The organism is Lentzea sp. NPDC051213 (assembly GCF_044455585.1).
Classification (GTDB): Bacteria; Actinomycetota; Actinomycetes; order Mycobacteriales; family Pseudonocardiaceae; genus Lentzea.
The window spans coordinates 193,740-214,557 of sequence record NZ_JBITEX010000008.1; the positions used below are offsets into that span (position 1 = coordinate 193,740).

Annotated in this window: 21 protein-coding genes; 12 read left to right on the forward strand and 9 right to left on the reverse strand. The window is 67.9% G+C overall.

Annotation, left to right across the window (positions count from 1 at the left end):
* Window positions 1-53: 53 nt before the first annotated feature.
* A complete protein-coding gene (locus ACIA8G_RS32700; protein WP_396422556.1) occupies window positions 54-536 on the reverse strand; it encodes an SRPBCC domain-containing protein in 483 nt (160 codons plus the stop codon).
* Between the two features lie 158 nt (window positions 537-694).
* On the opposite strand from ACIA8G_RS32700, the gene ACIA8G_RS32705 reads away from it, so the two are divergent.
* From ACIA8G_RS32705 to ACIA8G_RS32715, 3 genes are all read left to right on the forward strand, one after another.
* The gene (locus tag ACIA8G_RS32705) at window positions 695-1,120 is read left to right on the forward strand and encodes a nuclear transport factor 2 family protein (protein ID WP_396422557.1); all 426 of its coding nucleotides are present in this window, start codon (window positions 695-697) and stop codon (window positions 1,118-1,120) included.
* A gap of 21 nt (window positions 1,121-1,141) precedes the next feature.
* Entirely contained in the window at window positions 1,142-2,221 is a 1,080-nt protein-coding gene (locus ACIA8G_RS32710; protein ID WP_396422558.1) for a hydrolase, read from the forward strand.
* Between the two features lie 246 nt (window positions 2,222-2,467).
* A complete protein-coding gene (locus tag ACIA8G_RS32715) occupies window positions 2,468-4,222 on the forward strand; it encodes an MFS transporter (RefSeq protein ID WP_396422559.1) in 1,755 nt (584 codons plus the stop codon).
* A 130-nt stretch (window positions 4,223-4,352) separates the two neighbouring features.
* Here the strand turns inward: ACIA8G_RS32715 and ACIA8G_RS32720 are convergent, their stop codons facing one another.
* The gene (locus ACIA8G_RS32720; protein WP_396422560.1) at window positions 4,353-4,826 is read right to left on the reverse strand and encodes a hypothetical protein; all 474 of its coding nucleotides are present in this window, start codon (window positions 4,824-4,826) and stop codon (window positions 4,353-4,355) included.
* 142 nt (window positions 4,827-4,968) lie between these two features.
* Here ACIA8G_RS32720 and ACIA8G_RS32725 point away from each other — a divergent pair, with 142 nt between their 5' ends.
* Complete coding sequence (locus ACIA8G_RS32725; protein ID WP_396422561.1) at window positions 4,969-6,462, forward strand: amino acid adenylation domain-containing protein; 1,494 nt, start codon at window positions 4,969-4,971, stop codon at window positions 6,460-6,462.
* Between the two features lie 50 nt (window positions 6,463-6,512).
* Here the strand turns inward: ACIA8G_RS32725 and ACIA8G_RS32730 are convergent, their stop codons facing one another.
* Both ACIA8G_RS32730 and ACIA8G_RS32735 read right to left on the reverse strand, forming a co-directional pair.
* A complete protein-coding gene (locus tag ACIA8G_RS32730; protein ID WP_396422562.1) occupies window positions 6,513-7,553 on the reverse strand; it encodes a ketoacyl-ACP synthase III family protein in 1,041 nt (346 codons plus the stop codon).
* A gap of 10 nt (window positions 7,554-7,563) precedes the next feature.
* Window positions 7,564-7,788: a phosphopantetheine-binding protein gene (locus ACIA8G_RS32735; RefSeq protein ID WP_396422563.1), complete on the reverse strand. Its 225-nt coding sequence runs from the start codon at window positions 7,786-7,788 to the stop codon at window positions 7,564-7,566.
* A gap of 175 nt (window positions 7,789-7,963) precedes the next feature.
* On the opposite strand from ACIA8G_RS32735, the gene ACIA8G_RS32740 reads away from it, so the two are divergent.
* On the forward strand, window positions 7,964-8,419 hold the full coding sequence (locus ACIA8G_RS32740; RefSeq protein ID WP_396422564.1) for a hypothetical protein: 456 nt from the start codon (window positions 7,964-7,966) through the stop codon (window positions 8,417-8,419).
* A gap of 49 nt (window positions 8,420-8,468) precedes the next feature.
* Here ACIA8G_RS32740 and ACIA8G_RS32745 read toward each other — a convergent pair whose 3' ends face one another.
* On the reverse strand, window positions 8,469-9,305 hold the full coding sequence (locus tag ACIA8G_RS32745) for an NAD(P)H-binding protein (RefSeq protein ID WP_396422565.1): 837 nt from the start codon (window positions 9,303-9,305) through the stop codon (window positions 8,469-8,471).
* Between the two features lie 106 nt (window positions 9,306-9,411).
* On the opposite strand from ACIA8G_RS32745, the gene ACIA8G_RS32750 reads away from it, so the two are divergent.
* Window positions 9,412-10,656 (forward strand): cytochrome P450, encoded by a 1,245-nt coding sequence (locus ACIA8G_RS32750; protein ID WP_396422566.1) that lies wholly within the window; start codon window positions 9,412-9,414, stop codon window positions 10,654-10,656.
* 40 nt (window positions 10,657-10,696) lie between these two features.
* Here ACIA8G_RS32750 and ACIA8G_RS32755 read toward each other — a convergent pair whose 3' ends face one another.
* Window positions 10,697-12,103: an MFS transporter gene (locus tag ACIA8G_RS32755; RefSeq protein ID WP_396422567.1), complete on the reverse strand. Its 1,407-nt coding sequence runs from the start codon at window positions 12,101-12,103 to the stop codon at window positions 10,697-10,699.
* Window positions 12,100-13,224, reverse strand: coding sequence for an epoxide hydrolase family protein (locus tag ACIA8G_RS32760; RefSeq protein ID WP_396422568.1), 1,125 nt, complete (start codon window positions 13,222-13,224; stop codon window positions 12,100-12,102). Before ACIA8G_RS32760 ends, ACIA8G_RS32755 begins: the two co-directional genes overlap by 4 nt.
* A gap of 117 nt (window positions 13,225-13,341) precedes the next feature.
* On the opposite strand from ACIA8G_RS32760, the gene ACIA8G_RS32765 reads away from it, so the two are divergent.
* The gene (locus tag ACIA8G_RS32765; protein WP_396422569.1) at window positions 13,342-14,559 is read left to right on the forward strand and encodes a cytochrome P450; all 1,218 of its coding nucleotides are present in this window, start codon (window positions 13,342-13,344) and stop codon (window positions 14,557-14,559) included.
* A gap of 9 nt (window positions 14,560-14,568) precedes the next feature.
* On the forward strand, window positions 14,569-15,579 hold the full coding sequence (locus ACIA8G_RS32770; protein ID WP_396422570.1) for a zinc-binding dehydrogenase: 1,011 nt from the start codon (window positions 14,569-14,571) through the stop codon (window positions 15,577-15,579).
* Here ACIA8G_RS32770 and ACIA8G_RS32775 read toward each other — a convergent pair.
* On the reverse strand, window positions 15,566-15,895 hold the full coding sequence (locus tag ACIA8G_RS32775) for a hypothetical protein (RefSeq protein WP_396422571.1): 330 nt from the start codon (window positions 15,893-15,895) through the stop codon (window positions 15,566-15,568). The two genes, ACIA8G_RS32770 and ACIA8G_RS32775, sit on opposite strands and share 14 nt — an antisense overlap.
* Window positions 15,896-15,995: 100 nt before the next feature.
* Here ACIA8G_RS32775 and ACIA8G_RS32780 point away from each other — a divergent pair, with 100 nt between their 5' ends.
* Both ACIA8G_RS32780 and ACIA8G_RS32785 read left to right on the forward strand, forming a co-directional pair.
* The gene (locus tag ACIA8G_RS32780) at window positions 15,996-16,754 is read left to right on the forward strand and encodes an SDR family NAD(P)-dependent oxidoreductase (RefSeq protein WP_396422572.1); all 759 of its coding nucleotides are present in this window, start codon (window positions 15,996-15,998) and stop codon (window positions 16,752-16,754) included.
* 30 nt (window positions 16,755-16,784) lie between these two features.
* Window positions 16,785-18,017, forward strand: coding sequence for a cytochrome P450 (locus tag ACIA8G_RS32785; RefSeq protein ID WP_396422573.1), 1,233 nt, complete (start codon window positions 16,785-16,787; stop codon window positions 18,015-18,017).
* Window positions 18,018-18,110: 93 nt separating this feature from the next.
* On the opposite strand, the gene ACIA8G_RS32790 is transcribed toward ACIA8G_RS32785, so the two are convergent.
* A complete protein-coding gene (locus tag ACIA8G_RS32790; protein ID WP_396422574.1) occupies window positions 18,111-19,529 on the reverse strand; it encodes an alpha/beta fold hydrolase in 1,419 nt (472 codons plus the stop codon).
* A 171-nt stretch (window positions 19,530-19,700) separates the two neighbouring features.
* On the opposite strand from ACIA8G_RS32790, the gene ACIA8G_RS32795 reads away from it, so the two are divergent.
* Window positions 19,701-20,024 (forward strand): 2Fe-2S iron-sulfur cluster-binding protein, encoded by a 324-nt coding sequence (locus ACIA8G_RS32795; protein ID WP_396422575.1) that lies wholly within the window; start codon window positions 19,701-19,703, stop codon window positions 20,022-20,024.
* Between the two features lie 14 nt (window positions 20,025-20,038).
* Window positions 20,039-20,818 carry a 3-oxoacyl-ACP reductase FabG gene (gene fabG, locus ACIA8G_RS32800; protein WP_396422576.1) on the forward strand — a complete coding sequence of 260 codons (780 nt, stop codon included), beginning with the start codon at window positions 20,039-20,041 and terminating at the stop codon, window positions 20,816-20,818.

Consider the following 20,818-nt stretch of genomic DNA (forward strand, 5'->3'; position numbering starts at 1 on the left):
CCGGAGGCTTGGGGCGGCCGTTTCTTCGTGCGCCTGAGAATTCCGGGGGTCTCTCAGGCTGCCTTCGGGACGTGCTTGTCGACGACGCCGGCGTAGGTCTCCAGCGTCTCGCCCGGTGACGGACCGTCGAGCGCCTTGTGGATGCTCTCGGCGATGTCACCGTGGCGGTGCAGGTCGGCGTGGGTGAGCGTCACCTTCGTGGTGTTCGGGCCGACGGCGACGAAGTCCACCTTGATGAACGAGGCCTTCTCGTCGTCGAAGATCGGCTGCCAGTACGGGCCGACCCGCCACGTCATCACGAGCCGGTTCGGCGGGTCCCATTCGGTGATGGTGCCCCAGGCGATCTCCTCGCCGTCGGCACCGCGCTCGAAGTAGCGCCCGCCGACGAACGGTTCGATCGTGATGGCCTGCCGGTCCTTGACGAACACGTGCGACGACGGCCACCACTCGATCGGCCGTTCCGCGAAGATCGCGAACGCCTGCTCGATCGTTGCCTCGACCGTCACCGACTTGGCGACATCGGGAGTTGAGGCCATGTGGCCCTCCTCGCGAGTTGGTAGGGGATGTCGCGCCAACCGTGCCGAGGGCCTCTCGACCTCAGGTGGAACCGAGGTCGAACCAGGACGGCTCGACCGGATGTCCAGCGGTGCCACCCATATTCGCGGTAGCGAAACCGGCAGACCGAGGAGTTGTCGTGTCCCCTGTCAATGTTGCGGTCCACATCGAGGTTCAGACGTTCTACGCCCGGCAGATGCGGCTGCTCGACGCGCTGGACGTCGAGGGCTACGCCCAGACCTTCACCGAGGACGGGGTCACCGACCACGCCCACCGCAGTGAGAAGGTCGAGGGCCGTGCCGCCCTGATCGCCGGCGCCAGCGCCGCGTTGCCCCGCTACAAGGGCGTCGCCGTGCGGCACTGGAACGACCACTACCTGATCGAAGAAGTCGACGAGAACACGCTGAACGTCTCCTACGCCTCTCTCGTGACGCGTACGACGGCGGAGGGTCAGGTCAGCTTCGAGCCGACCTTCTCCATCGAGGACGTGCTCGTGCGCATCGACGGCGAGCTCTACACCAAGTCCCGCACCATTCACCGCGACCTGCCCGTTCAGGCTGCGTGAAACGCTCCAGGAGGTGACGAGGTGACTGCTCAGAACACCGGGCTCGTTGCGCTCGCGGAAAAGGTCAAGCTGCTCGCGGCAGAACACGCGCAGCAGGCCGACGCCACCCGCAAGCTGGCCCCCGAGGTCGTGGAGGCACTGCGCGAAGCCGGGTTCGCGCGGCACTTCGTCGCAGCCGAACGCGGTGGCGCGCAGGGTACATTCGCCGAACTGACCCAGGCGGTCTTCACCGTCGGGCAGGGCTGCTCGGCCGCCGCGTGGTGCGCGTCGCTGTCCGCGTACTCCTCCCGGTTCGCCGGGCATCTGCCTGAAAAGGGACACGAGGAACTCTGGGCGTCCAGTCCGGACACGTTCGTCGTGACGGCGCTGCCGCCGATGGGCAAAGGCGCGAAGACCGACGGCGGGCACCGGCTCAGCGGCCGGTGGACCTACGTCAGCGGCGTGGACTTCGCCGACTGGGCGCTGCTGTGCGGCATGGTCGGCGACGAAGGCAGGTTCTTCGCGCTGCCGCGCAAGGACTTCACCGTCCAGGAGACCTGGGACAGCATCGGCATGCGGGCCACCAGCAGCCACTCCGTGGTGGTCGACGACGTGTTCGTGCCCGAGCACCTGTCGTTCGCGCGTTCGGACATGCTGACCGGCACCAGCTGGTCGCCGGTGCCGAGCCACAACGTTCCGTTCCAGGCGGTCGGCGGCCTCACGTTCGCCGCTCCGACCGTTGGTGCGGCGATGGGGGCGTTCGACGCGTGCGTCGCGGTGCTGAGCGGCAAGAAGCAGTCCGTGACGTCCGCGGTGGACCTGGTCCGCGCCGGCGCCCAGATCGATTCGGCGCGGATGCTGGTGGAGCAGAACGCCAAGGTCATCGACGACCGCGAGTTCACCCCGGCGGCGATGGCGCGCAACGAGCGCAACGGCGCCTACACGGCGGAGGTCCTCGTCGACGCGGTGGGCGGACTGGTCCGCGCCGCCGGCACCAGTGGCCTCGCGGAAGGCGGTGCGGTGCAACGCTTCTGGCGCGACGTCGTGAGCAGCTCCAGCCACATCGCCCTGCGGTACGAGACCGCGTCCGTGCGCACGTATCCGGCGTCGCTCTTCGGCTGAGCTGCGCCTTTCCCGGTGCCCTGGCCACGTCGTGGCCAGGGCCTCAGCCGTGTCCGGAAAACGCTCTGCCGCGACCTGACCGGGACTCAAGTGGAGGGGATCACCCTGATGGCTCGACCGGCAGTCGTCGTTTTGGAGACAGGAGGTGGGACCTCGTTCAACTCGACCGGCTCTCTGGCCACAACGAGTAGTCCTGACCCATCGCCTGTCGTGCGCAGCGAAAAATCAGTCACCTGAGGAGAAATCGTGACCTCCACCAACACCAATCCCGGCCTGGAGTCGCCTCCGGCGACTGCCGCTGCGCAGGCGACCCCGGTCGTCGACGCGCCGGCGGCTGACCCGCGACGCTGGGCCGCGTTCATCATCATGACCGTCGCGACGTTCATGGACATGCTGGACGGCAGCATCGTCAACGTCGCACTGCCCGCCATCCAGGCCAACCTGGGTGCGAGCTTCGTGCAGCTGCAGTGGATCACCGCGGGCTACGTGTTCGCGTTCGCGCTCACCCTGATCACGGGTGGCCGGCTCGGCGACATCTACGGACGTCGCCGCATGTTCCAGCTCGGCGTGCTCGGCTTCGTCGTCACGTCGTTCCTGTGCGGTATCGCGTCCAACCCCGAGATGCTCGTCGCCTCCCGGCTGGCGCAGGGTCTCGCGGCCGGTCTGATGGTGCCGCAGGTCATGTCGATCATCCACGTCACCTTCCCCGACAAGGAGAAGGGTGTCGTCTTCGCCATCCAGGGCACCATCGGCGGTATCGCCGCCACGATCGCACCGCTCGTCGGTGGCCTGATCATGGCCGCGAACATCTTCGACTGGAGCTGGCGGCCGATCTTCCTGATCAACGTGCCGATCGGCATCATCGGCTACCTCCTGGGCTGGAAGTACATCAACGAGTCGAAGGCGCAGGAGCGCATCAAGCTCGACCTCGTCGGTGTCGTCCTGGCCACGCTCAGCCTGACCGCACTGCTGTTCCCGCTCACCTTCGGCCGCGAGCTGCACTGGCCGGCGTGGGGCTTCGTGCTGATGGCCGCGTCCGTCGTGGGCTTCCTCGGCTTCGTCGCCTACGAGCGGGCCAAGCAGCGCAAGGACGGCATGCCGCTCGTGCCGCTGGCCCTGTTCAAGAACCGCAGCTTCTCCGCGGCCCTCGCGCTGATGCTGGGCATGTTCACCTTCACCGGTATGTTCATGCTGGCCCTGTACCTGTTCCTGCAGGAGGGTCTGGGCTTCTCCCCGCTGCGCACCGGTGTCACGCTGCTGGCGTTCTGCATCGGCGCGTTCATCACCGCCTCGGCCTCGGTCGTCGCGCTGGTGCCGAAGTTCGGCCGCGCGGTGCTGCAGGTCGGTGCTGTCGTGATCGCCGTTGGTATCGCGGTGTTCCTGCTGATGCTCAGCCCCGACATCACCAGCTGGGGCCTCGTGCCCGGACTGCTGCTGATCGGTCTCGGCTTCGGTATGACCGCCACGCCCATCGCGCTGTTCGCCCTGCAGGAGGTGCCTCACCAGGACGCGGGTGCGGCGTCGGGCCTGATCAACACCAAGCAGCAGCTCGGTTTCGCGGTCGGTATCGCGATCGTGACGCTGGCGTTCTTCTCGCCGCTGGCGGCCAACGGTCTGTCGAACGCGGAGTCGGTGGCGCCGCAGGTCCGTCAGGAACTGGTCGCCGCCGGTGTGGCGGAGGCCAAGGCCGACGAGCTGGCGAACGCCTTCAAGTCGTGCTCCTCGAACAGCCTCGCCGGCACTCCGGACGTCGCGGCGGGTGCCTGCGCCACGCTGCAACAGGACCCGCAGGCCAAGGCGATCGCCGACAAGTACGCGCACGAGGTGGCGAACAAGTCGTTCACCTCGGCGTTCAACACCACCCTGTACGTCGGCTTCGGCTTCGCCGCACTGGCGCTGCTGCTCGCCTCCTTCCTGCCTCGCTGGCTGAAGCAGGAGGAGTGGGGCGCACCGGCCGAGGAAGGTGCTGAGGAAGGCGCCGAGGACACCGCCAAGGCGTAGTTCTCCCGATCGGAAACCCAGAGGCCCCAGGCAACTCAGCCCGGGGCCTCTGGCCTTGTCCGCGGACCCCGTTGCGGCACGCCAGAAAGCCCCTCACAGGTCTGCGAGGGGCTTTCTGGTGACAGGGGCTTCAGATGCGGAACGCGGCGCCCTCGATGTCGACGGGGCCCTGCCACGGGCTGCCGTCGTTCATGTTGATGTAGGTGTGCGCCTTGGTGCTGAACTTCTTCTTGTTCGTGCTGATCTTGCCGAGGTGGCTCGCGTTGATCGAGCCGACCGGGTTGCCGTTGGGGTCGCGGTGGGCGTGGTGGGTGATCCAGAAGCTGAACTGGCCGTCCTTGGCCATCGTCCAGATCCCCCTGCCCTCCAACTGGTCCGGGTAGCCGGGCTTGGTCTCGCAGCGCAACTGGTAGTCGGCGGTGAAGTCGCAGAACAGGGGTGTCAACAGCGGCGGCTCCTCGATGTGGATGGTCACCGTGAGGTCCCATCGGCCGACGAGAGCGTCGCTGTAGTCGGGTTTCGCGGTGGCACCAGCGGCGGCGACGACGGGGACTGCGAGCACGCAGGTGGCCAGTGCGGCCAGTGCCTTCTTGCGGACGTTCATGGGGGATGCGCCTCCGGTCGGGTGGGGCAGCGGACGCGCTGAGTGTTGTTCGCGCAGCTCAAACACCCCTGTAGCGCCAGTTGTGACCCGAGGGACCCTCGAGGCGGGTTGCCGAGGATGGGGGAGAGCGAGAGGAGCTGGCATGTCCACATCGGTGACCGATGCGTTTCGGTGCCGCGCAGCCAGAACGCCCGATGCCGTCGCGCTGTCGGCAGAGCCCGGCTCGGTGAATGTCACGGTGACCTATGCCGAGCTGGACAGGTGGTCTGACGCGCTGGCGGGCGAGCTCGTCGAGGCCGGCGTGCGGACCGGCGACCGGGTGGCGGTGTGCCTCGAACGCTCACCACAGCTCGTGGTGGCACTGCTGGGTGTTCTCAAGGCCGGGGCGGCCTACGTGCCGATCGACCCGGAGGATCCCGAGTCCCGCGTGTCGATGATGCTGGCGGACGCCCAGGTCACTGTGGTGGTCGGCCAGTTCTTCGCGGGATTCACCACGCTCAAGGTGCCGCCGTGCCCAGCCAGGTCCACTGTGGATGGACTGCCGGAGGTGGCGCCGGAGGACCTCGCGTACCTGATGTTCACGTCGGGTTCCACCGGCAAGCCGAAGTCGGTGATGATCGAGCACCGCAACATCACGAACCTCGTCACCGAGCCGAACTACCTGGACATCAGCCAGGACGACAGGTTCTTGCTGCTCGCCCCTGTCGCCTTCGACGCCGCGACGTTCGAGATCTGGGGCGCGCTGCTGAACGGCGCCTGCCTGGTGCTCGCCCCGCCCGGCGTGATGCAGGCAGAAGAACTCGGTGACCTGTTGCGCCGCAACGAGATCAGCATCCTCTTCCTGACCGCGGCGCTCTTCCACCGCCAGATCGACGTCGACGTCGACGCGTTCAAGGGTCTGCACACGGTCATTTCCGGCGGTGACGTGCTGTCGTTGCCGCACGTGCGGGCACTGCGGGAAGCCGTGCCGGAGTTGCAGATCGTCAATGCCTACGGGCCGACCGAGGCCACGACGTACGCCACCTGTCATCGCATCGGCGCGGGCGAGGTGCTCGCTGGTGCCCTCCCGATCGGCGCGGCGCTGCAGAACGTCGAGATCGTCATCGTCGACGAGGAGGGGAACCCGGTCCCGGCCGGCACGCGCGGTGAGCTGTGGGTAGGCGGCGCCCAGGTGGCACGCGGTTACTGGAACCGCGCCGACCTCACCGCGGAGAAGTTCGTGCGGGGCAGCTGGAACGGCGAGCGCTACTACCGCACCGGCGACGAGGCGCGCAAACGCGCGGACGGCGTCGTCGAGTTCCTCGGCCGGATGGACGACCAGTTCAAGCTGCGCGGTTTCCGGATCGAGCCCGGTGAGGTCGAGAACGCGCTGACCGAGCATCCGCAGGTGCGCAACGCGGCCGTCGGCCTCCGCACGCACCCCAGCGGTGACCGCAGGCTGGTCGCGTGGGTCGTGAAGTCCGGTGAGGAGCTGGACAAGCGGGCCCTCAAGGCGCACATGCGCGCGAACATGCCCGAGCACATGGTGCCGGCCGGGTTCGTCGTGGTGGACGCGTTGCCGATCACCGGCAACGGCAAGACCGACCGCAAGGCGCTGCCGGAACCGGACTGGAACTCGAAGTCGCTCTACATCTGAACGAACGAGAGAGGGGCTCCCCGGCCGGGGAGCCCCTCTCTCGTTGTGTGTCAGACCCAGGAAGGACGTTCGAGGATCTCGATGACGGCGGCGGTCCACACGTAGCCGGCGCCGGAGGACTGCAGGACGACGAGGTCGCCCGGCTTCGGGTCGCGTTCGGCCAGCAAGTGGTCGAGGCCCAGCGCGATGTCCGCGGTGCCGACCATGCTGTACTGCTTGGCCCAGTCGTACGTGGTGGAGTCGCGATCGACCCCGAGCAGACCGCAGATGCCGTGCTGCACAATGGTCTCCGCGAGCTGCTGGTGCAGGAAGAAGCGTGCGTCGGCGAGCTCGATCTCCGCCTCGTACAGCGCCATCTTGAGCGAGTGCCGCACCCCGCCGCCGATGCGCGCGATCATGTCGTCGAGGTCGACGTCGGCGTTCTTGAGGAAGTCCTCCACGCCGCTGTTGAGCTGGAGGGTCTGGCCGTCCGCGAACGGTCCGGTGGTCCATTCCGCGTAGCCGCGCGACATCTGTTCCAGCGTCGAGTCGGCGTGCGAGTGGATCGAGCGGATCCTGGCGAAGCCGGAACGGTTCGACAGGACGAGCGCCCCCGCGCCGTCACCGCTGACGTTCTGCTCCTCCGAGGCCCACCGGTCGAAGTACGGCAGGTGGAACGCGTCGCCCGCCGTCACCAGCGCGGCCGGTAGGTCCTGGTGCGACGAGATGTAGGAGGCCGCGAGGTCCACCGCGGCCATGAAGCCGTTGCACCCCTGCTTGACCTCGAAGGCGGGCCCGGTGCCACCGACGGTGTTCGCCTGCACGTAGCTGGCCGGGGTCCACAGATCCAGTCCCTGGTGCGACAGGGAAGCGTGCACGGTCAAGCCGAAGTCCAGCGGGCTCAGCCCCGAGCGCTCCACCGCCTGAAGGCCTGCCTTCGCGGCCATCACCGGACCGGTCTCACCGGGCGCGGCGACGCGCAGCTCCCGGTAGCCGTTCATGGCCTTCTTCTCTTCTGTGTACCGGCCGGCCGCGATGGCGTCGTCCACCGTCTCGACCTGCTCGGGCAGATATGTGCCCACACCGGCGATGTACAGGTCATTCCAGCGCATCTCTGAACTCCTAGGCTGCCTGGTCCAGCTGCTTGGCGACGGCCCTTGCCGTCGGATCCTCGTAAAAGCTGCGCAACGGGACGCGGACGCCGAACCGCTCGTGGACCTGCTTGACCAGCTTGGAGGCCAGCAGCGAGTGACCGCCCAGGTCGAAGAAGTGGTCTTCCGGCTCGATCCCCGGCACGCCGAGCACCTCCCCGAACAGCTCGCAGAGTTCTGTCTCCAGCTCTGTCACAGCGCCCTCCCCGGTGAAACCCGTTTGTTCGCCCCAGCTTTCCGCGAACGGGTCGAAACGGACTTGTGCCCCAGCGGAAGGGAGGGCGTTCGAGCCGAGCTGCAGCCGTTCTGCAGGGCCCTGCTCCAAGGTTCCCGCGTCCGTCGCACGCAACCGGGAAACTGGAGCCACACAGATGCAGACGTTCACTCCGAAACGTTCGGCCGTCCTCGCGCGCACAGGAGCCATCACGGCCGCGGTAGTGCTCGCCCTGTCCGGCTTGAGCGCCACAGCCAACGCGACCAGCTGCACACCGGTCGGCAACTGGACGGGCTTCGTCACCAGGACCGACGGGGACCACCCGACCAGGCTGCAGTTCAAGGCCAACGGCGACGCCTTCGTCACCAACGAGCAAAACACCACCACGAAAGGCAAGTGGTGGTCTACCGGCGTGAACAAGTTCCACTACAAGTTCCGCGGCGAGAAGGTCTACGACGAGAACGGCCAGTACTTCGCCTACGTCGACTTCGACCAGGACGCCGTCCAAAGTGGACCGAACAACTTCACCAGCTCCGGCCCGTCCACGTTCTTCCTCGCGGACGGCACGAACCTGGGCACCTCGAACATCACGTTCACGATGACCCGCAGCTGAGGTGACGCGCGAGCCGGGACGGGCCGCCGCTCCGTCCCGACTCGGTGCCTCACGCGAGATACGCGCCGTGCTCCTCGACCCACTGCCGGAACGTGCGGCCCGGCTTGCCGGTGATGCGCTCGGCGGTGGCGCTCGTGTCCGCGACGACGCCGACGGCGGCCTCCCACTGCGCGAGCAGCGAGGCGAGGATGGGCGGCGGCACGAAGTTGCTCATCTGCGCCTCGCCCTGCTCGCGGGTGAGCTCGTTGATGATCAGCTTGCGGCCGAGCACCTCGCCGACGATCTCCAGCTCCTGGCGGAAGGTCAGCGACTCAGGGCCGGTCAGCAGCACGAACTGGTCCTCGAGCGACTTCTCGGTCAGTGCGACGACCGCGACGTCAGCGATGTCATCTTCGTGCACCGGCGCGACCTGCGCCTCGGTGAAGACCTGGTCGATGGTGTCGCCCGCCTGCAGCGAGTAGCTCCAGCCGAACGCGTTGCTCATGAAAGCACCGGGCCGCAGGATGGTGTAGGTCAGGCCGGAGGCGACGACCGCGTCCTCCACGATCTTGTGGTGGTGGGCCAGCGGGTCGTTCTCGGAGCCGGGCCCCTCGACCGTGCTGGACGAGAGCAGGACGACCTTCTCGACGCCCGCCTTCTCGGCTTCGTCGAGGAACTTCACGATGCCGTCCGGCTCCGCGTACAGCAGCACCTTGGAGACCCCGGCGAGGGCCGCGATGAAGGTCTCCGGGTCGTTGAGGTCCAGCGCGACGGTTTCCACGCCGTCGGGAACGTCGAGTTCTGCGGGGTTGCGGCCGGACGCGCGGAGGCTGTGACCCGCCGCGTAGAGCCGCTGGAGCACACGGCGGCCGACGTTGCCGCGGGCTCCGGTGACGAGGATGGTCATGGTGGATCTCCCGGAATGGGGGTTTCGCCTGGATGGCCGATCACGCTCAGCGTCCCTTCGGTCACTCGAACGGCACTAGATCGGGCTTCAGGTCGACCCTCCTAACGTGCGGAAAGTCCCCTACTCACGTCAGGAGCGCACGGTGGTTTCCTTTCCCGTTCCCGGATCCAGCTACCGCGGTCCGGCGCCGGAGTTCGCCGGGTTCCGCGCGTCGCGGCCGGTCGTGCGCCTGCCAGCGGCGGGTGGCGGCCACTGCTGGGTCGCCACCACCCGTGACTCGGTCCGCGCGGTGCTGGACGACGTGCGGTTCTCCCGCGCCGCGTCGTACGAGCCGGCCGCGCCGCAGTTCCCCGGCCTGTTCCAGGCGCCGCCCGGCATGATCATCTCGCTGGACCCGCCCGCGCACACCCGGCTGCGCGACCTCGTCTCGCAGGCGTTCTCGGTCGACCGCATCGAGTCCATGCGACCACGAATCCAGCAGCTCGTGAGCGATCTGCTGGACCGTGCGGGTGAGGAAGCCGTCGATGGACCGGTGGATCTGCTGGGCAGGTTCACGTTCCCGCTGGCCATCATCGCGATCAGCGACCTGCTCGGGGTCCCCGCCGAGGACCGCGACACGTTCGCGCGGCTGATCCGGGAGTTCGCCGCGGTGGACGCGCCCGAGGTGGCGGCCGCGGCGGGGGAGCAGCTCGGCGAGTACATGGCCGCGCTGGTGTTCGGCAAGATGCACGCGCCCGGCGACGACGTGCTGTCGGCGTTGACCGAGGTGCGGATCGGTGACGACAGACTGGCGGTCGAAGAGCTCATCGGCCTCGGCTACACGCTGCTCGGGGCCGGCGGCGACTCCACTGCGTGCCACCTGGCCAGCTCGGTCCTGACGCTGCTCGGGCACCATCACGACGAGTGGGTGCGGCTGGGGGAGCACCCCGAGGAGGTGCCGGCGGCCGTGGAGGAACTGCTGCGCTGGATCACGTTGTCCACCAACGACACGACCGGCCTGCCGCGGATCGCGCTGGAGGACGTGACGCTGTTCGGGGTGACGATCCCGCGGGGTGACGCGGTGTTCGTGTCGACCAACTCGGCGAACCGCGACGAGACGGTGTTCGCCGACCCCGACGCGCTCGACTTCGCGCGGGCGGGCAACGAGCACGTCGCGTTCGGCTACGGGATCCACCGCTGCCTTGGAGCTCCGCTCGCCCGCATCGAGCTGACCGCCGCGTTCGAGGAACTGACCCGGCGCTTCCCGGCGGCACGGCTCGCGGTCGCCGAGGAGGAACTGGAGTGGCAGAAGGCCGACATGAACCACCGGCTGGTCGCGCTGCCCGTCGACCTGCACGGCAAGGGTTTCTGAACGCAGAACGGCCCCCGCTAGCACGGGGGCCGTTCTGCGTCTACTTCTTGCGGGGTACCGCGAGCGCGGCCAGCGCGCCGCAGAAGGTGAAGACGCCGGCACCGAACAACGCGAGCCCGTAGCCGGAGCCGAGCGCGTGTTTCAGCGGTTCACCTTGAGCCAGCAGGGAATCCGCCGTGGCCGACGACATCGTCGCGAGCACGACCAGGCCGATCGCGCTGCCCATCTGCCGGATCGTGTTGAGCAGCCCGGAGGCGAGGCCTGCCTGCTCACGCGGCACACCGGACGTGGCGGCGTTCGTGGTGGCGTTGAGGACGGCGCCCATTCCCAGTCCCAGCAACAGGGTCGGAACGAGGATGGTGCCCGTGAACGTCGACGTCTCGTCCGCTGTGGACACCCACAGCAGGCCGACTGTTGCGCTCAGCAGACCGGCGATCAGCACCGGTCGCGGGCCGATCTTCGGCACGATCCGCGCCACGCCGTAACCACCGAACGCGATGCCCAAGGACAACGGCAGGTAGCCGAGACCGGTGGCGAGCGGGCTGAAGCCCATCACCTGCTGCAGCACCAGGGTCAGGAAGTAGAAGGTGCTGAACAGGGCCGCGATCGCGAAGAACGCGACGATGTTCGTGGCGGTCACCGCGCGGTTGCGGAAGATGCCCAGCGGCATCAGCGGGTGGTCGGAGATGGTCTGCTGGCGCAGGAATAGCGCGAACAGCACCACGGCGAGCGCCAGTGAACCGGCGACCTGCAACGAACCCCAGCCGAGCTCGTGCGACTGCGAGATGCCGTAGACCAGCGCCATCAGACCGATCGTCACGGTGATCGCGCCCGGCACGTCGAGGCGCTTGCGGCCGCCGTTGCTCGGCGTCTCCGGCACGGCCCCGCGGATCATGGCCACCAGCGCGATGCCGAGCGGCACGTTGATCAGCAGCACCCAGCGCCAGCCGAGCGACTCGGTGACGATGCCGCCGAGCAGCACGCCGACCGCACCGGCGGAACCGGACACCGCGCTCCACCAGCCGAACGCCTTGGCACGGGCGGTCGGATCGGTGAACGTGGTGCCGAGGACGGTCAGCGACGCCGGCGCCATCACAGCCGCGCCGAGGCCCTGGAAGCCGCGGGCCGCGATCAGCGTGCCGGGCGAGGTCGCCATGCCACCGACCGCGCTCGCGACGGTGAACAGGGCGGCGCCGAAGAAGAACACCCGGCGCTGCCCGAAGAGGTCGGCGAGCCGGCCGCCCAGCAGCAGGAAGCCGCACACCGCGATCGTGTACGCGCTGTTGACCCACTGCAGGTGGTGCCGTTCGAACTTCAGCTCCTCGAAGATCGAGGGGAGTGCGACGTTCATGACCGACGCGTCCAGCACGTTCATGAACTGCGCCAGGCAGCACACGGCCAGCACGAGGCCGAGTTTCGTGCCCGGCTTGCTGAGCGTGGCCGTCATGAGCGCACCAGGCGGAAGAACGTCCGCAGTTCCTCGACGAGCACGGCCGGGTTCTCGAGCGCGGGGAAGTGGCCGCCGGACGGCATTTCCTTCCAGTAGCGCAGGTCGGTGAACCGGTGCTCGGCCCACGCCTTGGGCATCCGCGCGTCCGCGGGGAACACCGAGAACCCGGTCGGCACGTCGACCTGCGTGAGCGGCGACTTGTTGTAGCTCTCCCAGTACAACCGGCCCGACGACGCGGCCGTCGCGGTGAACCAGCACACCGAGACCATGTCCAGGATCCGGTCGCGCGAGATGATCTTCTCGGCGTCTCCGTCGTGATCGCTCCACGACCAGTACTTCTCGCCGGCCCAGCCGAGCTGGCCGATGGGGGAGTCGGTCAGGCCGTACGCCAGCGACTGCGGCTTCGTGTTCATCACCGCCGCGTACGCGGACTCCTTGGCGGCGAACTCCTTCAGCGCGGCGAGCCCCTTGTAGTCGTCCTGCGTCAGCTGGACCTCCGCTTCGGGGGCGGAGGCGAACGGCATGACGAGGTGGATCGCCTCGACGTTCTCCGGCGCGATGTGGCCGAGGATGCCCGTGATGAACGAGCCCCAGTCGTTGCCGTGCGCGAAGAACTTGTCGTAGCCGATGCGGCCCATCAGCGTGACGAACGACTGGGCGATGCGCTCCAGCGTCCAGCCGGTTCCGGTCGGCTTGTCGCTGAAACCGTAGCCGGGCAACGAAGGTGCGACGACGTGGAAGGCGTCGGCCGGGTCCGGTGGGTTGGTCAGCGGTTCGATGACGTCGAGGAACTCCGCGACCGAACCGGGCCAGCCGTGCGTGAGCAGCAACGGCTTCGCGCCGGCGTGCGGGGAGCGCGCGTGCAGGAAGTGGATGCCGACGCCGTCGATCTCCGTCTTGAACTGGGGGACGGCGTTGAGGCGAGCCTCTGTGGCGCGCCAGTCGTAGATGTTGGCCCAGTACTCGGCCAGTTCCTTGGCGTAGGCCAGGGGCATGCCCTGCGACCAGTCGTCCACGGTCTCCGCGTCCGGCCACCTGGTCGCTGCCAGCCGCCGGGTGAGGTCCGCCAGTTCGGAGTCGGGAACCTCGACCCGGAACGGCACGAGTGCAGTGTCCATGGCGCGAAGGTAGGTGCGGGGGCTCAAATCCCGGTCGACATTCGACCTTCGAGCGGCCTTCGAGGCACGCGGAGCAGTCTTCGCCGCGAGGCCGAGCCGAAACCCCGGAGGTGTCCGTTGCTGTCCCCCGAACTGGACGAGGAGTTCCCGTTCACCGGCTCCTCCTACCGCGGCCCGGATCCCAAGTACGCCCAGCTGCGCGCCGAGTGCCCGGTGGCGAAGGTGCCGACCAACTCCGGCACGCCGACCTGGGTGATCACCAAGTACGAGGACGTCCGCGCCGGGCTCGCCGATTCGAGGCTGAGCCGCGCGTTGACGTGCGTCGAGGGTGCTCCCCAGGTCGGCGGCGCCATGGCCACGACCCCAGAGATGATCATCTCGCTGGACGGTTCCGAGCACTCCCGGCTGCGCAAGCTGGTGATGGGCGCGTTCACCGTCCGCAAGGTCGAGGCGATGCGCGCGGGCGTGCAGAAGGTGGCCGATGAGCTGCTGGACGCCATCGAGCTCAAGGGCGGGCCGGTCAACCTCGTTGAGGCGCTTTGCGTTCCGCTGCCGTTGACGATCATCGGTGACCTGCTCGGCGTGCCGACCGACGACCTGAAGATCTTCGAGACGGACGCGCGGGCGTTCGCGACGTTCGACGAGAACGACCCCGAGGCGCCGATGCGGGCGTTCGGCCGGCTCGCCGGGTACGTCATGGGCCTGATCGCGCAGAAGCGCGCGAACCCCGGTCAGGACATGCTGTCCGACCTGATCTCCGCGCGGGACAACGACGACAAGCTCAGCGAGCAGGAGCTGGTCACGTTCGCGTTCACGCTGATCGGGGCCGGCTTCGACACCGCCGCGAACCAGATCTCCAACTCGGTGCTGGCGTTGCTCGCCGATTACCCCGACACCTGGAAGCGGCTCGTCGCGGATCCTTCGCTGATCCCGGCCGCGGTCGAGGAACTGCTGCGGCACGTCAACCTCTTCGCCACCGACACCACCGGGTTCCACCGCATCGCGGCGGAGGACCTGGAGCTCGGTGGGCAGAAGATCGCCAAGGGCGACGCGGTGTTCTTCGTGCTGTCGTCGGCGAACCGCGACGCGGACGTCTTCGAGGACCCGGACCTGCTCGACATCGACCGGGCGCAGAACCCGCACATCGCGTTCGGGCACGGTGTGCACTACTGCCTCGGCAAGCAGCTGGGGCGCATGGAGATGGCGATCGCCATCGAAGGCCTGACCCGCCGCTTCCCGGACCTCCGGCTCGCCGTGCCGTACGAGGACCTGAAGTGGCACCAGGGCGAGATCAACCATTCACTGGTCACCTTCCCCGTCACTTGGGGCCAATAGAGGAGAGTCATGAGCATCCCCGAGAAGCAGTGGGAGGTCAGGCTCGCCAAGCACGTCGAGGACGACCTGACCCTCGAGCACTTCGACGTCGTCGAGGTGGCCGTCCCCGAGCCCGGTGACGGTGAGGTGCTGGTGCGCGTCGACTACGTGTCGGTGGCTGCCGCCTTCAAGGAGTTCATGAGGTCCGACTGCCAGATTCCGGGGGTGCCGCCGTGGAAGGTCGGCGACCCCGCGGGTGGCGGTGGTGTCGGTACCGTCGTGAAGTCGAACAGCCCCGACTTCGAGGTCGGCGACCTCGTGCAGTCGTTCGGCGGCTGGCAGGAGTACTGGGTCGGCCCGGCGCAGCAGTTCATCAAGCAGAACCCGCACTACGTGCCCAGCCCGGTCTACTTCCTGTCGCAGGGCCCGACGGCGTACTACGGCATGGCGACAGTCGCGCAGGCCGGCGAGGGCGACGTCGTGTTCGTCACCGGCGCCGCCGGTGGTGTCGGCTCGCTGGCCGGGCAGATCGCGAAGGCCCGTGGTGCCAAGGTGATCGGCTCGGCGGGCAGCCAGGAGAAGGTCGACTGGCTGGTCAACGAGCTCGGGTTCGACGCCGCGTTCAACTACAAGGACGGCCCGGTGGGCGACCGGCTGCGCGAGCTGGCGCCGGACGGCATCACCGTGTTCTTCGACAACGTGGGCGGCGAGCAGTTCGAGGCCGCGATCCAGGCGGCACGCCCCCACGCACGCTTCGCGTTGTGCGGTGCGCTGGCCAACCAGGTGAACGGCAAGGCCGAGCACCCGCGGCTCGACCTGATGACGGCCATCACGAAGCACCTGGAGATCCGCCCGTTCGCCTGCTACCACCTGCCGGAGCAGATCCAGGACTGGGTCGTCCACTTCGGACAGTGGTTGCAGGAGGGCAAGTTCGTCTTCCCCCACACCATCGTCGAGGGTGGGGTCAAGGCCGCACCGCAGGCGTTGCTGTCGCTGCTGGCGGGTAAGTACACCGGCAACGTGACGGTCAAGTTCTCCTGACGCGCTTTGCCATGATCCTGATGTGCGCCTCGCGGACGGTCTCCCCGTTCGCGAGGCGCACTTTTGTGATGCCACTGCTGATGAACTCGTCGCCGTTGAGCACCGCGTCCTGCGCGATCTCCACCGTGCCTTGAGCCTCGGTCAGCTCTTCGAGGATCCGGTAGCTGAACGTGCCGGGGCCAGTCGCCGTCCAGGTGCCGTTTCCCTTGCCGCCCAGCACAAGCGTGGCGGTGCCGTCCTCGGTGAACTCGAACTCGCTCTCGGTCTCGCCGCCCGGCCGGCCGACCCGTGCCCGCCACCTGCCCACGTTCTCCATGCGAACCAGGGTTTCCGACGTGCCTAGACCTGGACTCAAGGGTCACCGAGCAGGGTTGGCGGTAACTGCTCTTACAGGAGAGAAAGAAGCTGGAGGCGTCATGTCGGACGCACCATTTGCCGGACAGCAGGTCGTCGTGACGGGTGGGGGAACCGGCATCGGCCGCGCGGCGGCGCTGGCGTTCGCCGACCTCGGCGCCGCGAACGTGATCATCACCGGCCGCCGCGAAAGCCGTCTCACCGAAGTGGTCTCGCTGCACCCCGCGATCACCGCGGTGGTCGCGGACGTGACAACCGAGGAAGGCGCGCAGAAGGTCGTCGACGCCGTGAAGCTGGGCGGCGGCAAGGTCGACGTGATCGTGCACAACGCCGGGATCTTCCGCTTCACCCCGGTGGCGGGCTTCGACATCGCCACCGCCCGCGACGTGCTGGAGACCAACCTGGTCGGCCCGCTGGTGCTGACCGCCGCGTTGCTGCCGCAGCTCACTTCGCCCGGCGGCAGCATTGTGTTCGTGTCCAGCAACGCCGGGCACATCGCCGTGCCGGGCGGTGGCGTGTACGGCGCCAGCAAGGCCGCCGTGGACAGCCTGGTCCGCAGCTGGGCCCTCGAACTGGCCCCGCAGGGCATCCGCGTCAACGCGGTCGCGCCCGCCGCGGTGCGCACCGAGGTCTACGCGGCCAACGGCCTGAGCCCCGAGGAGGTCGAGGGCTACTTCGGGTTCCAGGCCTCGCAGACCCCGCTGGGGCGCACCGGCGAGGTCGACGACGTCGTCCCGTGGATCACCCGCTTCGCCGAGCCGGCGAGCTCCTGGGTGACCGGTCAAGTCATCACGCTCGATGGCGGCGCTGATCTGGCGTGAGCCACATCTCTGACTAGGAGGAAGACACCGATGACCAGCAGCGCCACCGAGCCAGGTGTGGACACGTTCCCGTACAAGCGCACATGCCCGTTCACCCCGCCCGCGCAGTACACCGAGATGGCCGAGGAAGACGTCGTCGAGGTCACGCTGACCGGTTCCGGACTGCGGATCTGGACGATCAGCGGCTACCACACGATCAAGCAGCTCCTGACGGACCCGCGGATCAGCGCGTCGCGCAAGCACGACAACTTCCCGTTCTACTTCATCGCGCCGCCGGAGTTCCGCACCGAGACGTCGTTCATCGGCTACGACAACCCGGAGCACACCAAGACCCGGCGCAAGGCGGCCGTGACGTTCACCAACCGCCAGGTGAAGCGGCTGCGCCCCCGCATCCAGGAGATCGTCGACGAGTACATCGACAAGATCCTCACGATGACGCCGCCGATCGACTTCCACCGCGAGTTCTCTTTGGCGGTCCCGATGACCGTCATCTGCGAGCTGCTCGGCATCCCGCAGGACGAGCACGACTTCTTCATCGAGCACGGCACCTGTCTGCTCGGCGGGCACTCGACACCCGAGCAGCGCCAGGCGGCGATCGTCGAGGTGAACGCCTACGTCGACAAGCTGATCACGTTGAAGGAGAAGGAACCCGGCGAGGACCTGCTCAGCCGCGCGATGGCCGAGTACGCCGCGTCCGGCGAGGAGTACACCCGCCGCGACCTGTTCAACATGATCCGTCTGCTGATGAACGGCGGCCACGAGACCACCGCCTCGATGCTCTCGCTGGGCACCGCCGCCCTGCTGGAGAACCCGGACCAGCTCAAGCTGCTGCTCGACGACCCGGAGGGCATGATCGAGCCCGCCGTCGAGGAACTGGTCCGCCTCGCCACCATCGGTGACACCGCCATCCCGCGCGTCGCTCTGGAGGACATCGAGATCGCCGGCAAGACCATCAAGGCCGGCGACGGCATTCTGTGCCTGGGCCTGAACGGCAACCGCGACCCGGAGATCTTCCCGGAGCCGGAGAAGCTGATCCTGGAGCGCGGTACCCGCAAGCACCTCGGGTTCGGCCACGGCCTGCACCACTGCATCGGCGCCGACCTCGCGCGCCTGGAGATGCAGCTGGTGTGGACGACGCTGTTCCAGCGCATCCCGTCGCTGCGCCTGGCCAAGCCGTTCCTGGAGATCCCGCGCAAGGAGGGCGCCGTGATCTACGGCCTCTGGGAGCTGCCGGTCACCTGGGACCTCCCCGCCGAGGACTGATTTCCACGAAAAGGGCCCCGCGGATGATCCGCGGGGCCCTTGGTGCGTGTGCAAGTACTACCAACTCGAAGTTGGTAGTACTTGCAGACGACTTCAGTCCTTCGGGATGTCCGGGCGCTTGACGTGACCCGGAATGGTGACTCGAGCCTCGGCCGGCAGCACGCCGTCGACGAGGTAGTCGTCGACCAGTGCGTCGAGAACCTCGTTGCCCGCCAAGGCGTACACCTCGTGGTCACCGGAGTCCTCGATGACGACCAGCGGGTGGTCCAGCAGCTCGGCCAGCACGACGCCGCCCTCGTAGCGGTCCATCGGGTCGCCGTCCGCCTGCACCACGAGCCCCTTGGGATAACCGGGCTGCGCGAGCTTCGTCGGCGGCTCAAGGCTTTCGAACGTGCGGAACGCGCCGACCCACGGCTGCGCGCGCAGAACGCCGTAGCCGTACGGGTGGTGTGCGCGGTGCTTGCGGACGTCGTTGTAGTAGACCTCGAGGTCCTGCGGCCAGTACGTCTCCAGCGTGATGGCCTCCAGCACGCCGACCCGCAGGTCGCCCTCGGAGTCCTGCGGCCGCCAGGTGGCCTGCCCGACGATCAGCGTCCGCGCCTTGTCGAAGTTGCCGTCCTGCAACGTGGTGCGGAGGTCGCCGATGAGGTAGCCGAGCGAGTCCCACTGCGCCCGGTCCGTGGACCGAGTGCCGACCGCTCCGTCCAGCAGGGTGCGGAGCTGGATCTGGTCGCCTTCCTCGAGCTTCTCGACGACGGCCTCGATCTCGGCGATGACGGCCTCGGAGGTCTTGCCGAGGTGGAAGTGCCCGTCGCGCTCCGCGGTCCAGTCCGCCCACAGCGCGACGTTGCGGTAGACCGCCTCCGCCTGTGTCACGAACTGCTCACGCCAGGTCCACTGTGGATTGATGCACGAGTCGAGCACCGTGCGGTCCAGGCTCTCGGGGAACATCGTGCCGTAGACAGCACCGACGTAGGTGCCGTACGCGTACCCGACGAACGAGATCTTCTCCTCACCGAGCACGACCCGGATCAGGTCCATGTCGCGCGCGGTGTTGCGGGTCGTGATGTGCGGACGCAGCTCGCCGCCGGCCTTCTCGCAGCCGAGCTCGCGCAGCCGCATGTCCTCGGCCAGCTGCTCGAACAACGAGTCCGGCGGCCGCGAGTCGAACGGCGCCTTGGGGATCGTGACCTCGCTGTACAGCTTGGTCGACTCGCCGTACCCGCGCGGGTCGAACCCGATGAGGTCGTAGGCGGTCCTGACGCGCGCGCCGAAGTGCTTGATCAGCGCGAGCCCGTCGCCACCGTCACCGCCGGGGCCGCCGTTGACGGCCAGCAGGACACCGCGGCGCTGGGCCGGATCCGTGGCCTTGAGGCGGGCCAGCGCGATGGTGAGCTTCGGACCGTCCGGATCGGAATAGTCGCGTGGCACGACGACGGTCGCGCGTTCAAGGCCGTCCTCGAACGGCGGTGACCAGTTCACCTGCTGGTCGTAGAACTCCTTGAGGGGCACGATGGAACCTCCGCGTGTGGATGTGCGCCGACACCGCAGCGTCCCAAGACCACCTCGAATGCCACCGGAACGCCGTGCGCGGAGCGTTCAAGGTGGTCTCCACCACGTGCAAAGCGCCGCTGGGCAAGGTGAACCTCGTCCGGCGAGCCGCAGATCCGTGGGAGAACTGCCATGCCAAAGATCACTTACGTAACGCACGACGGCATCGAGACCGTTGTCGACGTTGCCCAGGACGACACCGTGATGCGCGGCGCGGTTCTCAACGGCATCAAGGGAATTGTCGCCCAGTGCGGCGGTGGGGCCTCCTGCGGCACGTGCCACGTGTATGTCGACCCGGAGAACACCAAGCCGCTGTCGCAGATGCACCAGGTCGAGGACGAGCTGCTGTACTTCACCGCCTGCGAGCGCAAGGAGAACAGCCGGCTGAGCTGCCAGATCCCCGTGACCGAGGAGCAGGACGGGCTCGTCGTGCACATGCCTGAGAAGCAACTCTGAGGGAGAGAAGACGCATGAGCAAGCGACGGGTCGCCCTGGTCACGGGCGCTACCAGCGGAATCGGCCTCGAGGTCGCGCGCAGCCTCGGCCGGGAGGGCCACGCGGTCTTCGTCGTGGCGCGCAACGCCGAGAACGTCACCACCACGGTGAAGCAGCTCCGCGAAGAGGGCTACGAGGCGGACGGCGCGGCCACCGACGTGACGTCCACTGAGGACATTCGCAACGCGGTCCAGAAGGCCGTCGATGCCTTCGGCCCCATCGAGATCCTCGTGAACAACGCCGGGCGCGGTGGCGGCGGCATCACCGCCGAGCTGGACGAGGACCTCTGGCTCGACGTCATCGACACCAACCTCAACGGTGTCTTCCGCTTCACCAAAGAGGTTCTCTCGACGGGCCAGATGGTGAAGCAGAGCTGGGGCCGGATCATCAACATCGCCTCCACCGGTGGCAAGCAGGGTGTCGTGTTCGCCGCGCCCTACTCGGCGTCCAAGCACGGAGTCGTCGGCTTCACCAAGGCCGTCGGCATCGAGCTGGCGAAGTCCGGCATCACCGTCAACGCGGTGTGCCCCGGCTACGTCGAGACGCCCATGGCCGGCCGCGTCCGCCAGGGTTACGCGAACCACTGGGGTGTCACCGAGGAAGAGGTCCTCGAGAAGTTCAACGCCAAGATCCCGCTGGGTCGGTACAGCACGCCGGAAGAGGTCGCCGGTCTCGTGACGTACCTGACGACGGACACCGCGTCCTCGATCACCGCGCAGGCGCTCAACGTCTGTGGCGGACTGGGCAACTACTGA